Annotated in this window: 13 protein-coding genes and 1 pseudogene; 3 read left to right on the top strand and 11 right to left on the bottom strand. The window is 60.6% G+C overall.

Annotated features, from left to right (window positions below; translation table 11 throughout):
• Positions 1-101 precede the first annotated feature (101 nt).
• The 5 genes and pseudogenes from B8P98_RS05695 to B8P98_RS05715 form a co-directional block, all read right to left on the bottom strand.
• Positions 102-881, bottom strand: a complete 780-nt coding sequence (locus B8P98_RS05695; protein WP_080897116.1) for a heme ABC transporter ATP-binding protein — start codon at positions 879-881, stop codon at positions 102-104.
• Positions 874-1869, bottom strand: a complete 996-nt coding sequence (locus tag B8P98_RS05700; protein WP_025712808.1) for a FecCD family ABC transporter permease — start codon at positions 1867-1869, stop codon at positions 874-876. Before B8P98_RS05700 ends, B8P98_RS05695 begins: the two co-directional genes overlap by 8 nt.
• Positions 1869-2687 carry a heme/hemin ABC transporter substrate-binding protein gene (locus tag B8P98_RS05705; protein WP_095032813.1) on the bottom strand — a complete coding sequence of 273 codons (819 nt, stop codon included), beginning with the start codon at positions 2685-2687 and terminating at the stop codon, positions 1869-1871. The genes B8P98_RS05700 and B8P98_RS05705 overlap by 1 nt, the downstream gene beginning before the upstream one ends.
• The gene (locus B8P98_RS05710) at positions 2684-3715 is read right to left on the bottom strand and encodes a hemin-degrading factor (protein WP_095032814.1); all 1032 of its coding nucleotides are present in this window, start codon (positions 3713-3715) and stop codon (positions 2684-2686) included. Before B8P98_RS05710 ends, B8P98_RS05705 begins: the two co-directional genes overlap by 4 nt.
• Before the next feature lie 72 nt (positions 3716-3787).
• Positions 3788-6144, bottom strand: a pseudogene (locus B8P98_RS05715) (TonB-dependent receptor domain-containing protein).
• 215 nt (positions 6145-6359) lie between these two features.
• Between B8P98_RS05715 and B8P98_RS05720 the strand changes: the two are divergent.
• Positions 6360-6653: an Rdx family protein gene (locus B8P98_RS05720; RefSeq protein ID WP_080897120.1), complete on the top strand. Its 294-nt coding sequence runs from the start codon at positions 6360-6362 to the stop codon at positions 6651-6653.
• Positions 6654-6694: 41 nt separating this feature from the next.
• On the opposite strand, the gene B8P98_RS05725 is transcribed toward B8P98_RS05720, so the two are convergent.
• Both B8P98_RS05725 and B8P98_RS05730 read right to left on the bottom strand, forming a co-directional pair.
• Positions 6695-8404, bottom strand: coding sequence for a thiamine pyrophosphate-requiring protein (locus tag B8P98_RS05725; RefSeq protein ID WP_025712803.1), 1710 nt, complete (start codon positions 8402-8404; stop codon positions 6695-6697).
• 35 nt (positions 8405-8439) lie between these two features.
• Positions 8440-9381, bottom strand: a complete 942-nt coding sequence (locus B8P98_RS05730; RefSeq protein WP_080924664.1) for an AEC family transporter — start codon at positions 9379-9381, stop codon at positions 8440-8442.
• Between the two features lie 184 nt (positions 9382-9565).
• Between B8P98_RS05730 and B8P98_RS05735 the strand changes: the two genes are divergently transcribed.
• Complete coding sequence (locus tag B8P98_RS05735; protein WP_009308492.1) at positions 9566-10453, top strand: LysR substrate-binding domain-containing protein; 888 nt, start codon at positions 9566-9568, stop codon at positions 10451-10453.
• A 67-nt stretch (positions 10454-10520) separates the two neighbouring features.
• Positions 10521-10862, top strand: a complete 342-nt coding sequence (locus tag B8P98_RS05740) for a nitrous oxide-stimulated promoter family protein (RefSeq protein ID WP_009308491.1) — start codon at positions 10521-10523, stop codon at positions 10860-10862.
• Between the two features lie 59 nt (positions 10863-10921).
• On the opposite strand, the gene B8P98_RS05745 is transcribed toward B8P98_RS05740, so the two are convergent.
• Genes B8P98_RS05745 through B8P98_RS05760 form a run of 4 tightly spaced genes read right to left on the bottom strand, consistent with a single transcriptional unit; the run spans position 10922 to position 14350 of the window.
• Positions 10922-11776, bottom strand: a complete 855-nt coding sequence (locus B8P98_RS05745) for a metal ABC transporter permease (protein ID WP_009308490.1) — start codon at positions 11774-11776, stop codon at positions 10922-10924.
• On the bottom strand, positions 11770-12618 hold the full coding sequence (gene sitC / locus B8P98_RS05750; RefSeq protein WP_025712802.1) for an iron/manganese ABC transporter permease subunit SitC: 849 nt from the start codon (positions 12616-12618) through the stop codon (positions 11770-11772). The genes B8P98_RS05745 and sitC overlap by 7 nt, the downstream gene beginning before the upstream one ends.
• Positions 12615-13436, bottom strand: coding sequence for a manganese/iron ABC transporter ATP-binding protein (locus B8P98_RS05755; protein WP_025712801.1), 822 nt, complete (start codon positions 13434-13436; stop codon positions 12615-12617). Before B8P98_RS05755 ends, sitC begins: the two co-directional genes overlap by 4 nt.
• Positions 13433-14350, bottom strand: coding sequence for a metal ABC transporter substrate-binding protein (locus tag B8P98_RS05760; protein ID WP_025712800.1), 918 nt, complete (start codon positions 14348-14350; stop codon positions 13433-13435). Before B8P98_RS05760 ends, B8P98_RS05755 begins: the two co-directional genes overlap by 4 nt.
• Positions 14351-14463 lie beyond the last annotated feature (113 nt).

The following is a 14463-nucleotide window of genomic DNA, read 5'->3' on the forward strand; positions in this document are numbered from 1 at the left end:
GATTTTAAATATAAATGACCCTCAATAATATAATGCAGGCAATTATTGCCAGAAAGCGTAAGCGCGGCGCGATCCGGATTCCAGTTGCGCCGCGCGGGGGGTTACGGCGCCAGATAAACCTGAGGGGCGGCGTTGTCCGGGTGCTGGGCGAGGCGGACATCCGCCCCGTACCAGCGATGGATAACCGGCTGCTGGATCACCTCCTGCGGCGTGCCCTGGGCAACCAGATTTCCCCGGTTCAGCAGCAGAATGCGGTCGGCCCACAGGGCGGCGAGGTTAAGGTCATGCAGCACCACGCAAACATGCAGTTGCCCGCCGGCGGTGAGCCGTTTGAGCAAACGCAGCAGGTGCTGCTGATAGTAAAGGTCCAGCGCCGAGGTGGGCTCATCGAGAAACAGCCAGCCCTGCGGCGCGCCGTCGCGCCATAGCTGCGCCAGACAGCGGGCCAGCTGTACCCGCTGCTGCTCGCCGCCGGAGAGGCCGGGATAGCGGCGACCGGCAAGGCCATCGCAGCCGGTGACGGCCATCACCGCCGCCAGCACCGCCGGATCCGCCGTCGCGCCCCACGGTGAGCGTCCCATGGCAATGACCGTTTCCACCGTCCAGTCGGCCTGCAGGGCCGTTCGCTGTAGCATGACCGCCCGCCGGCGCGACAGCGCCTCGGGGGACCAGGCCTCCAGCGGCTTGCCTGCAAGATGGCGGGTGCCGCTGTCCGGCGTCAGATAGCCGGTCAACAGGCGCAGCAGAGTGGATTTCCCGGCGCCGTTCGGCCCGATAAGCGCCGTCATCTCGCCGCCGCGCAGCGCGACGGAGACGTTGTCGATAATCTGTCGTTTACCAAGGTGAAGTGACAGCCCCTGGGCGCAGTATGCATTAACCATGTCTGGAGTTCTCCCGACGAAAGACCAGCCACAGAAACCAGGGGGCGCCCAGCAGGCTGGTGAGCAGACCGACCGGTATCTCCGCCGGCGCCGCCACGGTGCGGGCCAGGGTGTCGGCCAGCAGAAGCAGGATCGCGCCGGCCAGCAGCGAGCCGGGGATCAGTCCGCGATGGTCCGGTCCCAGCCACAGGCGCATCAGGTGCGGCACCACCAGGCCGATAAAGCCGATGACTCCGCTGATGGCCACCGCGGCGGCCACCAGCACCGCGCTGCACAGCAGCAGCCAGCGCTGGAGCGCCCGCACGTTGACCCCGAGATAGTGCGCCTCTTCATCGCCAAGCTGCAGCAGATTGAGGCGGGATGCCATCCACCACACCGCCAGCGCCGCCGGGATAATCAAGGTCGCGGCCACCAGCAGCGTCGGCCATTCGGCCTGGCCCAGACTGCCCATTCCCCACAGCGACAGCTGGCGCAGCTGGGCGTCATTGCTCAGCCAGGACAGGACGCCGACCAGCGCGCCGCACAGCGCGTTGATGGCGATCCCCACCAGCAGCAGGCGCGACAGCGAACCCTCCTCCGCCCGACTGAGGATGAAAATCACCACCATCACCGCCAGGCTGCCAATAAACGCCGCCAGCATCGGCATATACAGGGCGATCAGCCCCGCAGCGGAGAACGGGAGCACCAGCCAGCTGGCCACCGCCAGCGCGGCGCCGCTGCTGATGCCCAGCAGACCCGGGTCGGCAAGCGGGTTGCGAAACAGCCCCTGCATCACGCAGCCGGAGAGGGCCAGCGCCGCGCCCACCAGCAGGGCCAGCAGCACCCGCGGCAGCCGGATGGTCAGCCAGATGTGGCGCAGCACCTCATCCCCGGAAGGCAGCAGGTTGATCAGCGGCAAGCGCATGGCGCCGAGGGTGGTGGCGAACAGCGTCAGGGAGACCAGCAGCAGGGTCATCACCAGCAAACGGTGGGCGATGGCAGGGGGCATCAGGGCAACTGCTCCGCTTTGTTCCGCAGGGCGATTATCGCCTGCGGCGTGCGCGGCGCGAAGCCGAGCAGGGCCATGTCGTCGATCGTCAGCAGCTGTTTATGACGCCCTGCCGGGGTCTGCGCCAGGCCGGGCAGTTTCCACAGCCCGGCTTCGCCGCCCATCCCTTTGAGACCATCCGCGGAGATCACCACCAGATCCGCCTGGCTGGCGGCCACCCCCTCCTGCGACATGGCGCGATAGTGATCGAACCCCTGCATCGCGTTCTGCAGTCCGGCGGCGCGAATGGCGCCATCGGCCGCGGTGTGCTGTCCGGCCACCAGGGTATTCATTCCGCCATGGCTGAGAATAAATAGCACCCGTTTGGCGGCAGGGCGCGTGGGAATGGCGGCGATCTGCTGCTGGAGCTGCTGGCGCAGCGCGTCGCCCGCCGTCGTTTTGTCTAACGCGTCGGCAATGACCGCCACTTTGTTATCGATCGCGGACAGACTTTCGCCGCCCGGCACGTTAACCACCTTCACCCCTCTCGCCTGTATCTTGTGTAAAACCAGCGAGGGCTGCGCCTGCGCGCTGGCCAGTACCAGCTGCGGGCGTAACGCGAGGATCCCCTCAGCGTTCAGCTGTCGCAGGTAGCCGACGTCCGGCAGCTTCTGCGCGGCGACAGGCCAGGTGCTGGTGCTGTCCCGCGCCACCAGGCTCTGTTCCGCGCCGAGAGCATAGACGATCTCAGTGACATCTCCGCCGAGGGTGACGAGCCGCTCAACGGCGGCGTGGCTCAGCAACGGGAAGACGATGAGAAGCAGTAACCAGCGCATCATGCCGGCAGTCCTTCACGGGTCAGACGGTCTACCTGCTGGCGCCATTGTGCCTGCTCGGGGTGGCCCTCGCTGCGCTGGCCATAGAGCTGGGCAATCTGGGTGCCGTCTTTGGCGAACAGTTCGACGCTGGTGACGTGTCCGTCCGAGGTCGGCTTGCGGGTCACCCACACTTCATCGATGCTCTCCTCGCGCAGATGCAGGGTAAAGGTGGTATTGAAAATATTCAGCCAGCCGCGCATGGGGGCCAGCTTTTCCAGGGCGCCGGTGAAGATCTGCACGCAGCCGCGATTGCCGACGAAAATCATGATTTCATTACCTTCCTGGCGCACCGTCTCCAGCAGCGACGGCAGCGCATGGCGATCAACGCGGCAGGCGAGGTCGTCGCTCACCAGACGGAAAGCCTGCTGGCGGGAAAGCTGATATTTACGCAGCAGGCCGAAGAACTGGTGAACGTCGGTCATCGCGCGCCAGTCGTTCTCCAGGGCGGCACCGTCGGCGGTGTCGGCATATTTCACCGGCTCCAGCGGACGCAGGGCCAGCGGTGCCGGTACCGCCACCCGATGTTCCGCGATCAGGGTGTCCCAGGCCGCCATGTCGGTCTGCGCGGTCGCATAGACCTTCAGCAGGGCATCGCCGTGGTGGTCGAAGAACTGGATGCTCTGACGGCCATTGTCGTTTAGATGGAACGCGCTGGCCCACTGGCTGAGGAACAGGCGCAGGTCGAGCGCGCGCGGGTTCAGCACCAGCCCGGCGTGGCCGCTGAGGTGCTGGTGCGTGAACTGGCCCACTTGCTCATGCACGGCATACTCGTTGCGGCAGATGCATTTGGTTTCGCCGACGCGCTCCAGGTCGGCAATCAGCGCCCGAGCGTCATCGCTCAGGCGTACGGCATCGTGGCCGAGGCGGGCGGCGGTCAGCTCGGCTTCGCTGACCCCCATTTCCGCGGCGATATCGCGGGCATATTTCGCGGGGCTGGTCGCTTTGGCGGCCTGGTAGCGCTGCCACAGGTCAGGGTGGGCATTGGGCATAATCATATCCTTACTCGACGATGAATATCCCCGGCCGTTGGGCCGGGGGCAGGTGCGTTATTATTCGGGCAATCAGAAGTCGACGTTGACGCCCAGCTGCCAGGTACGGCCCGGCATCACCGCCAGCGCTTTATCGTTGGCGTCCTGGTTGGTGCCGGTCTCGATATTGCGGCTGCTCAGGTAATCCCAGTATTTACGATCGGTGAGGTTGTAGACCCCGCCATTGAGGCGCACGTTTTTCGCCACCTGCCAGTACGCGGTCCAGTCCAGCATGCCGTAGCCCGGCACGCGCATATAGTCGCTGCTGGCATCGGTGATGGCGGATCCGCTGTTGCTGTAGCTTTCGCGGTTGGTGGCGGTCGCCTGTTTCCCTTTGACAAAAGTTGCCGTCAGGGCGGTGCCGTAGCGTTTCGCCGGATCGTCCCAGGCCACGCCGACGATGGCTTTCATCGGCGCCACGCTGTCGAGGTCGACGTATTTATCGCCGCTGTAGCTGGATTTCGATTTCCCTTCGCTATAGCCGAGGGCGAGGGTGGCGCTCAGACCGTCCACCTGCTCATACCAGGTGCCAAAATTAAATTTAGTGCTGATTTCACCGCCGTAGATATAGGCTTTATCGCGGTTTTCCGCCTGATAAATGGTGTAGATGTTCGACGGCACGTTGGTGAACTGGCCCGGATTATTGGCGCGGGTATAGCGGGTATAGGCGATAAAGTTCTTATAGCTGTTGTAGAACAGCGCGGTGCGCAGGGTGATGCCTTCGGTGACTTCCCCCTTCAGCCCCCACTCGAGATTATCGCTGGTTTCCGTCTTCAGATCGGTATTGCCGATCAGGGCATATTGCTGGCTGCCGGCGTAGCTGGAGCCGAGGTTCCAGGAGCCATACAACTGGCTGGCGTTGGGGAACTGCGCGCCGCGCTGGTACTGCAGGTAGGTCATCAGCCGCGGCGTAATGTCGTACTGGAAGGTCAACGACGGCAGCACCTGGGTATCGCTGTTTTTGCCATACAGATTCGCTACCGACGACTCGGTCAGCACGCTGCTGTTGGCGGCAAGGTCGGACAGATTTTCCGGCTTAGTCGATTGATGCACCACGCGCACGCCGGGAATAATCGCGAAGTTGTGGCTATCGAGATCGAAGTTGATCTTATCCTGGACAAAGCCGCCGAGGGTGTAGCTGCGGCTGTCTGCTTCCGGCTGCATAATCTCGCTGTAAACGCTGGGGATCGGCGACTGGCTAAACGGCCGCTGGGTTTTGGTCGTGCTGGCGTTGAAGCCAGCGCTCAGATCGTGGCGGCCCAGGGTTTTCGCCAGCGCGGTCTGCAGGCCCCAGGTGTCGGTGTCGTAGTTGGAGTTCACCGTCTGCATGCGGCGGGTGACGCTGTCCGGCATATAAGTCCAGTCATGGGCTTCAGTATGCTGGTAGTAGATTTTCGTGGAGACGCTGTCGAGGTAGTCGTTCATCGGCGTCCAGTCATCCTTCAGGCTCAGGCCCCAGCGCCGGGTCTGGCTGGTCTGGTTGGCGGTGCCGATGGTGCTGTTGCCGCTGGAGTCCCAGCTATCGTAGTGGGTGTGGTTGGTTTTATGGTAATAGTCGAAGGTGCTGGTCAGCTTGTGCTCATCGTTAGGCTGCCAGATCCCGGAGGCCAGAAAGGCATCGGAGTGCCAGTTCGCCGGGTAGGCATCGACGGTGCCGCTGTTGTTTTCGGTTTCCTGGCCGTCACGGCGGCTGTAGACCAAAATTCCGCGCAGGAACTCATCGCCGCCGGCGACGGTCACCCCGTTGTGCCAGCTGCGATCCGCAGAGTCGTAGCCGCTGCGGTAGCCGAAGGCGCTGGTCTTGCCCGGGCGCAGGTAATCATCCGCCGATTTCGGGCGGAAAGAGACATTCCGGCGCTGTTGGCCGTTTCCGTCGAGGTGGCACCGGACTGAATATCCACGCTGCCGTACATATACGGGTCGATATAATCGCGGCCGATGCCGAAGGTGTTGAGGCCAGCACGGCCGACGTAGCCGCGGCCGGTGGCGTTGGGCTGGGCGATGCCGTCCACGTCGATGCCGACGCGGTTGCTCTCCATGCCGCGAATGTTGTAGCCGGTGTAGCCGCCGCGGTCGAAGCCGCTTTTGCCGTTGCCGGAGCCGCCGCTGGCGCCAGTGGCGCTGATGAGCGGCTCATAGCGCATGATCGAGCCGAAATCGTTAGCGCCTTTATCCTCCAGCTCCCGGGCGCTGATGCTGTGTTCGCTACCGGCTTTCTGTACCGGTGCGGGAGCGGTGACGGTCATTTGTTCCGAGGTGTCATCCACTGCCTCGCCGCTAACGGTGGAAGTATCTGCTGCGACGGCAGAAGTCTGATAAATTGCTGCAAGCAAAGAGGTCACCAGCAGGCGTTTTTTACACCATGCTGCTGACGGAGTCGATGTGTACATAGTCGCCACGCCTTGATCGTTATTAGTATCGGCTCACGCGTTACTTCCAGTGTTGCAGGTTGCTCCGTCTTTTCCGTTGCGGATGCGGTCTTACTCCATTTGTTGATTGCGAATGGTAATGATAGGCATTATCGTTTGCAATAAAATATTGATGTATTCCTCATTTAAACTGCACTTTGTTTACACTTTGCCCTTTCAGACTTAGCGAGACGACGATGAATTCAAAAGCGGCTATCACCATCACCTACTGTTCCCAGTGCAACTGGATGCTGCGCGCCAGCTGGATGGCGCAGGAGCTGTTACATACCTTCAGCACCGATATCGCCTCGGTGACGCTGGTGCCGGGGACCGGCGGGATCTTCACTATTGATATCGACGGCCAGCAGATTTGGGAGCGTAAGCAGGATGGTGGATTTCCGGATGCGGCAGAGCTAAAACGCCGGGTGCGCGATGTCTGCTTCCCGGAGAAGCCGCTGGGCCATGTGGAGAAAGCTGACCGGCAGGAATGAGGATGCCTCTCCGGACGGCAAACGCCCGGAGAGGGGAGTTTCTAGCGGGCTAACTGTACGTCAACCAGCACGCTTTGTCGGCGGGTGCGGATGAGGGAGACCGCTTCTTCCAGCACGCCGGGGAGATCTTCGGCCCGGGAAACCGACAGGGCCGCCGCGCGGCTGGAGGCGGCAATGGCGGCGAAATCCGGCGAGGTGGTAAAAGCGGTGGCCGGGATGGTCTCAGCCTGGGCTGCGTAGCCGTCCGGGTAGAGCGCTTTGGTGCCGCCCGCGACGGCGCCCCATCCGCTATTATTCCCGATCACGACGAGCACGGGGAGCTTCATCACTTCGGCAATATGGTGGCAGACCGCAGGGTTGGCGAACAGGTACGACCCGTCGCCGACGGCGGCAATAATCAGCTCTTCCCGGCGCGCAAGCTGCAGCCCCAGCGCGATGGGCAGGGCTTCGCCCAGGCCGCCGGCCAGCGCCTCCTGGTAATAGCTCTCGGCGTGGGTCAGCCCGGCGAACTGCGGCAGCGTGGTCAGTTCAGAGACGATCCGGCCGTGATGCTGATTGGCCAGATGGCCGAGGCAGTAGCTGAGCCAGGGTTTGGTAATGGCCCCGGTCTGGCTGGTATGCAAGAGCGCATCGCGCTGGTTTTTCTGTTGCTGGATCCGATGGAGAGTATATGCCGCCCGCTCCGCCACATGCTGCTGGCGGGCGGCCTGCAACGGATGGAGAGCCTCTTCCAGCAGGCCAAAGACTTCGTCGGTCTCGCCCGCCAGGTTGATGTCCGCGCGATAGCCGCGCACCGGATAGCGGGAAAAGAGCGGGTCGGGGCCCATCTGGATCACCGTGCAGTCCCGGCGACAGTCGCCCTCGGCGATCATCCACGGCGCCTGCGAGTCGACCACCAGAATGACATCGGCGTCGGCAAGCCAGGCGCTGGGGTCGGCCCCGGCGAGCAGGGGATTATCGGCGCTCAGGGTGACTTCGGTGCCCCAGTATTCCACCAGCGGGATCGCCCATTCGCGCACCAGACTATCGAGGCGCGCAAAGCCTTCCGCCGTTCGGGCGCCGCGCTGGGCGAAGATGACGGGATGTCTGGCGCGGGCTATTGCTTCGGCCGCCCGGGCGATGTCTTCCCGGGTAGGCGCATAGCGGACCGGTTGTTGTGCAGGGCCAGCCTGCAGCGCGGCTTCATCGATGGCAAAGGTTTCGCACAGCGGTTCACGCGGTAAGCTCAGGTAGACCGGCCCTTTCGGCAGGGAGCTGGCAATCGCCCAGGCCCGATCGACATGCTCGCCGATCTGATCGGCCAGCCGCAGTTCAAAATCCCACTTCACCGATTCACGAATGAGCGCCGCCTGGTCGCGCATCTCCTGGCCGTAGCCAATCGGCGTATTGCGGCAGCCGAAGTGGGAATGTTCGCTTATCGGCGTGCGGCCGCCAAAAATCAGCACCGGAATATTGCTGTTCGCCAGATTGATGACGCCGCAGGCGGCGTTGGCTAACCCGACGTTGGTGTGAACCATCACCGCCTGTACCTTACCGGTGCCAAGGTAGTAGCCGTGCGCCATGCCGATGGCGGCGTTTTCATGCGGGCAGATCACCAGTTCGGGCACTTTTTGCCCGGTCGCCCGGGCCTTTGCCCAGGCTTCAATCACCGGCGGATAATCGGTGCCCGAGTTAATAAAAATATACGCCACGTCCAGCGCCTGTAGCCGATGCAGTAACAGTTCAGCAGCCGATAATGTGATAGAGGCCATATTCTCTCCGTATTCACGCGATGTTATCGCGGTAATTAAAAGGTTAAGAAAATAAATCCACCCATCGTAATGATGGAGGCAATAATACTCAGCGCCATCGTCGAGGCCATTTCCTGCTCGCCGGTTTTATACTGCATGGCAATAATTATCGCGATGGAACCCACCGGGATCGCCATCGTCAATACCACTTCCTTGATTTGCTCCATGGTGAAGCCCATTTTCAATAAAATGAGATAACAGGCGCCGGGAACCAGAATATTGCGGGCGATAACCGTGATAATGGTGGCGGTGGTAATAACAATGCTGCGCGTATAGAGCACGATACCGGCGGCAAACAGCGCCAATCCGCCAGAAGCTTTGCCCAGCAGACCCAGCGACATCGAGATAGTCTCCGGAATATGGATATCCGCTAGCACGATGAGCAGGGCGATAACCGGTGACCAGACCACAGGTTGTTTAATGGCGTTTATCACCCGTGTGCCAAAGGAGATATGCTGGCTTTTATCGCCGGTGGCGACCGACATCAGTATCATCACCAGCGGCAGCTGGAAAACGTTTTGCGTAATACTGGAAACGGTAATTAAAGATGCGCTGACGGTGCCGAATAAAAAGGCCAGCACTGACGTGCCAATGAAAGGGACTGCCGGTGAACCGATAGCCAGCGCTTGCAAGGTGCTGAGGGCGAGATTGCGTCGAAACAGATAGCGGGCAGCTAATAACGGAATAACGAAACTGAGGATCAACGCCAGGATAATGGCTACAGCGACCGGGCCCATGGTCATGACGATGTGTCGCGGCGTCATCACCATATTGCTGAAAATACTCAGCGGTAATGCATAGAGCATCACAATTTTATTGATGTCTCCCGCCTGTTGCCAGTTAAAGTCTTTTCGTTTACCGCTTATATAGCCGATGATGACGGTAATGATAACCGGTAATATAGCGCCTGAAATTAATAGAATATTGTTCTGTGTCATGGTGATATATTCTCATTATAAATTATCTTCGGGTCAGAAATGTGTTTTGCCGCGCGTGGTGAGGTAAATAAATCCCTTTGAAGCATGCGTTCCGGTGATTTTCGAGCGTATTGATAGTGACAGTTATTCGCTAAAACAAGCCGCAGGGGAAATGTAAAAACCGTTTGTTCAATGAGTAAATATCATGCCAATGAAATTTAAGCAGATTCAGGCGTTTATTACCGTCGCTCACGAAGGCAATATGACCCTGGCTGCGGAGAAAATGGGGATCACCCAGTCGGGACTGAGCCGGCTGCTATTGAGCCTGGAAGCGGACCTGAGCGCGACGTTATTCGAAAGACATAAGCATGGTATGGCGTTGAGCGAGTACGGTAGCGCCTTTTTACCCTATGCGATGACGATGCTGAATACCGAACAAAAAGCTCGTGAGGAGATTGAGCTTATCCGCGGCGCCGGGAAAGGCATCCTGCGGATTGGCTGCGTTTCCAGCCTGCTGACCAGCCATTTCATCGATAAACTGGCGGTTTTCCATCAGCGCCATCCCCAAATCCATCTGCGCATCGTCGATCGCATAGACTCCGAGCTGTTTAAATTATTGCTGATGCACGATATCGATATCGCCCTCTGCGGCCCCTTACCGCATGATGAGAAAATCGTGGTGCGCGGCAAAATCAACTGGCAGGACCGGATCTGCATCGTCGCCAGGCAGCACCATCCGCTGCATCAGGCGGCAGACGTCACTCTGGAGGCGATGCTGGACTATCCGTGGATCATGCCGCCGCCGTTAAGTACCCCGATGAACATCCTTGAGGATATCTTCCGCGCCCATCAGCTACCCTGTCCGCAGCCGGTTATCGAGTGCGCATCCTCCTCGGCCATTAAGGCCTTTCTGTGCGAAAGCGATCTGTTAACCTCGATGCCAGCCCCGGTTTACCGGCATGAAGAAGCGCTGGGTCTGCTACGCCCGCTTGAGGTTGAGGGCAGCGTCTTTATCCGCGATTTCTACGCCTACAGCCATTTCGGGGTGCTTTCCGGGGCGGCCTTACAGCTGATCCAGCATCTGAAGCAGTGAGTCTGGTCGGGTATGGACATTAAGGTGTAGAATAAATGCATCTTAAAAACAGACGAAAGGCGGGGAGATGGGGAAGCGTATCGAACGGGAAAAGATGACGATTCAGCGGATGATTGCCCTCTACCAGCGGCGCTGTCCCGAGGCGCTGGCCAATAATGATCACTATCAGGCGCTGAACGCCTACGCCGACAAGCGCCTTGATAAATGCGTGTTTGGCGAGAACAAACCGGCCTGCAAGCAGTGTCCGGTACATTGCTACCAGCCGGCGAAGCGCGAAGAGATGAAGCAGATTATGCGCTGGGCCGGGCCGCGGATGCTCTGGCGCCACCCGATCCTCACTATTCGCCATCTGCTGGACGACAGGCGCCCGGTGCCGGCGCTGCCGGAAAAATACCGACCGAAAAAATAGCGGCCTTTCCCTGGTCAGCGCGGCGCGTAGCCGGGCGACAAGTCGGCCCCGGTAAGGCATTAGCCGCCACCGGGGATGATTGCTGAAGTTTTCTGTTTCTGGCTATCCCGAATTGTGCTTGCCACAAAGGCGACCACAAACAGCGCGGTAAACAGCACCACGATCGTCGGCGCCGGCGCGCTGTCGAGATAAAACGCCAGCCACACCCCTCCCGCCGAGCAGCCGATGGCCACCGCTACCGCCAGCAGCAGGGCGTGGATAAAGCGTCTCACCAGCAGAAGCGCGATCGCTCCGGGAGCAATCAGCAGCGAAATCGACAAAATAATCCCCACCGACTGCAGCGTCGCGACGATGGTCAGGGCGATCATGCACAGCAGGCCGTAGTGCAGCAGTCCGCCGCGCAGGCCGCTGGCTTTGGCCTGCGTCGGGTCAAAGGCGTGCAGCAAAAAATCGCGCCATTTAAGGCCGATAATCAGCGCAATCACCAGCGCGATAGCCGCCGTCTGACCAATATCGCGAAGGGATATCCCCAGCATATCGCCGAACAGGATATGGTCGAGATGCACATCGGACTGGATCGCCACGTACAGCACCAGCCCGCCGCCAAACATGCCGGAGAAGACAATTCCCATAATGGTATCGCGCTTAAGGCGGCTGTTATCGTCGAGAAAACCGGTCGTCACGGCGCACAACAGCCCGGCGATAAACGCGCCGATGGCGAAAGGAATGCCAAGGATGTAGGCCAGCACCACGCCCGGAAAGACCGCGTGGCTCATGGCGTCGCCCATTAGCGCCCAGCCTTTGAGCACCAGAAACACCGACAGTAGCGCGCAGGGCACGGCCACGATGATCGATACCGCTATCGCATTGACCATAAAAGGAAACTGGAACGGGGCCAGGAACAGATTCAGCATGTGGCCTCCCTGGCGCGACGGCGGTTGGCCAGCAGGCCGTGCTTCGGCGCGAAGATAAAGGTGATGAGGAACAACAGCGTTTGCGCGACCACGATAATGCCGCCGGTGGCGCCGTCGAGATAGTAACTGAGCCAGGCGCCGAAGAAACTGGTCACACTGCCGATAGCCACGGCGATGGCCAGCAGGCGCGGAAAGCGGTCGGTTAACAGCCACGCGGTGGCCCCGGGAGTCACCACCAGGCAGATGACCAGAAACGCGCCGACGGTCTGCAGCGCCGCCACGGTGCAGGCGGCCAGCAGGGTAAAGAACAGCAGCTTCAGGCCGCGGGTGTTCAGGCCAATCGAGCGGGCGTGGTTTTCATCAAAGAAGGTCACCATCAGGTCTTTCCATTTCAGCAACAGGATCGCCATCGAGATAAAGCCGATCGCCGCCAGCTGGATAATATCCTCCGGGGCGATGGCCAGAATGTTGCCGAGGATAATGGTCTGAATATTCACCGACGTCGGATTCAGCGACACCATAAACAGCCCGATCCCGAAGAAGGAGGAGAAGATCAGGCCGATAATGGCATCCTCTTTCAGCCGCGACCGCTGCTGCAAAAACAGCATGCTGCCCGCCGCCAGACCGCCGGAGAGAAACGCGCCGAGCGCGAAAGGCAGGCCGAGCATATAGGCCCCGGCGACGCCTGGCACAATCGCGTGGGAGAGGGCGTCGCCAATCAACGACCAGCCTTTGAGCATCAGGTAGCAGGAGAGAAAGGCGCAGACGCCGCCTACCAGCGCCGACACCCACATCGCATTGAGCATATAGTGATAGCCAAACGGCTCCAGCAGCCAGCTCATTGCGGGCCTCCCGCCGCGCGCCGGCTGATAAACGGCCGTTCGTCATCGGTGATAATCTGCGCTTCCCCGCCGGTCAGGGCGACGTGGCGCAGCACGCCGCTGAAAGCCCGCTCCAGATTCTCGGCGGTGAAGGTGGTTTCCGTCGGGCCGCTGGCCAGCACGGTGCCTTTTACCATCACCGTATAATCGCAATATTCACTCACTGACCCGAGGTTATGGGTGGAGACCAGCATGGTACAACCCTCAGCGCGGAGTTCGCGCAGCAGGCTGATGATGCGCGCTTCGGTCTGCACATCGACGCCGGTGAAAGGCTCATCCAGCAGGATCACCTGACCCTGCTGAGCGATGGCGCGGGCAAGGAAAACGCGCTTTTTCTGCCCGCCGGAGAGCTCGCCAATTTGCCGATGGCGGTACTCGCTCATGCCCACGCGGGCCAGCGCGGCATCGACAATCTCGCGATCGCGCGGCTTTGCCCGCCGCAGCCAGCCCATATGGCCGTAGCGGCCCATCATCACCACATCCTCCACCAGCACCGGGAAGGACCAGTCCACCTCTTCCGACTGCGGGACATAGGCGACCAGGTTCTGGCGCAGCGCGCGGTTGACCGGCTGGCCGAGTATGGCGATCTCGCCGCGGCCGACGCGCACAAAGCCCATCAGCGCTTTAAACAGTGTGGATTTACCCGAGCCGTTAACGCCCACCAGCGCGGCAATGGAGCCGCGCGGTACGCTGAAGGAGGCGTCGCGCAGGGCAGTGTGGCCGTTACGCCAGGTGACGGTGAGCTGGTCGACATACAGACCCGCTTGCACTGCATTCATGGCTGCTTCCTCATCCCGTCCTGGATACCGTTAACGATGGTTTCTGTGGTGACGCGCAGCAGGTCGAGCCAGGTCGGCACCGGACCGTCGGCGGCGCTCAGCGAATCGACATACAGCACGCCGCCGTAGTGGGCCCCGGCTTCGCGCGCCACCTGACGCGCCGGTTTATCGGAGATGGTGCTTTCGCTGAAGATGGTCGGGATGCGTTCTTTCTTCATGGTGTCGATAACCTTGCGCACCTGTTGCGGAGTGCCCTGCTGGTCGGCATTGATCGGCCACAGATACAGTTCGCGCAGACCATAGTCGCGGGCCAGATAGGAGAAGGCCCCCTCGCTGGTGACCAGCCAGCGCTTATCCGCCGGCAGTTGCGCCAGTCTGGCCTGCAGCGGCGCCATGGTCTGGCGGATCTTTTCTTTATAGGCCTCAGCGTTACGGCGATAGGTGTCGGCGTGAGGCGGATCGTATTTCACCAGCGCATCGCGAATATTATCGACATAGATCAGGGCGTTATCTGCCGACATCCAGGCATGGGGATTGGGCTTCCCGCTATAGGGTCCTGCGCTGATGCCCATCGGCTGGATCCCGTCGCTGACCACCACCTCCGGAACGCCCTGTAAGTGCTGATAGAAGCGGGCAAACCACCGTTCGAGATTAAGCCCATTGCTGAGGATTAGCTGCGCCCCCTGCGCGCGTTTGATATCGCCTGGCGTGGGCTGGTAATCATGGATCTCTGCGCCCGGTTTGGTGATGGAGCTGACGTCGGCGGCATCGCCCGCCACGTTCTGCGCCATATCGGCGATAACCGTGAAGGTGGTGATAACCCTGAATTTCTCCTGCGCGGTGGCCGGCGCCGCGGCCAGCAGAGCCAGCGCGCTGGCCAGCAGCAATGATTTCAGCGGTGTCAGGTGTTGCATAGGATCCCTCGCAATGGTGTGGTTAATTTCCCAGCGGTTATAGCCATTGCTATGTTATATAGCACAAGCTATTTATAAATGAAAATAATTCTTATTTGCATGCTTGGGTAATA

This window comes from Klebsiella quasivariicola, assembly GCF_002269255.1.
Lineage (GTDB): Bacteria > Pseudomonadota > Gammaproteobacteria > Enterobacterales > Enterobacteriaceae > Klebsiella > Klebsiella quasivariicola.

Coding starts and splice junctions, on each gene's coding strand:
- B8P98_RS05740 (WP_009308491.1), top strand. CDS start 10,521: ATGGGGAAGCGTATCGAACGGGAAAAGATGACGATTCAGCGGATGATT.
- B8P98_RS05745 (WP_009308490.1), bottom strand. CDS start 11,776: ATGCTGAATCTGTTCCTGGCCCCGTTCCAGTTTCCTTTTATGGTCAAT.
- B8P98_RS05720 (WP_080897120.1), top strand. CDS start 6,360: ATGAATTCAAAAGCGGCTATCACCATCACCTACTGTTCCCAGTGCAAC.
- B8P98_RS05705 (WP_095032813.1), bottom strand. CDS start 2,687: ATGATGCGCTGGTTACTGCTTCTCATCGTCTTCCCGTTGCTGAGCCAC.
- B8P98_RS05735 (WP_009308492.1), top strand. CDS start 9,566: ATGCCAATGAAATTTAAGCAGATTCAGGCGTTTATTACCGTCGCTCAC.
- B8P98_RS05710 (WP_095032814.1), bottom strand. CDS start 3,715: ATGCCCAATGCCCACCCTGACCTGTGGCAGCGCTACCAGGCCGCCAAA.
- B8P98_RS05760 (WP_025712800.1), bottom strand. CDS start 14,350: ATGCAACACCTGACACCGCTGAAATCATTGCTGCTGGCCAGCGCGCTG.
- sitC (WP_025712802.1), bottom strand. CDS start 12,618: ATGAGCTGGCTGCTGGAGCCGTTTGGCTATCACTATATGCTCAATGCG.
- B8P98_RS05695 (WP_080897116.1), bottom strand. CDS start 881: ATGGTTAATGCATACTGCGCCCAGGGGCTGTCACTTCACCTTGGTAAA.
- B8P98_RS05725 (WP_025712803.1), bottom strand. CDS start 8,404: ATGGCCTCTATCACATTATCGGCTGCTGAACTGTTACTGCATCGGCTA.
- B8P98_RS05755 (WP_025712801.1), bottom strand. CDS start 13,436: ATGAATGCAGTGCAAGCGGGTCTGTATGTCGACCAGCTCACCGTCACC.
- B8P98_RS05730 (WP_080924664.1), bottom strand. CDS start 9,381: ATGACACAGAACAATATTCTATTAATTTCAGGCGCTATATTACCGGTT.
- B8P98_RS05700 (WP_025712808.1), bottom strand. CDS start 1,869: ATGCCCCCTGCCATCGCCCACCGTTTGCTGGTGATGACCCTGCTGCTG.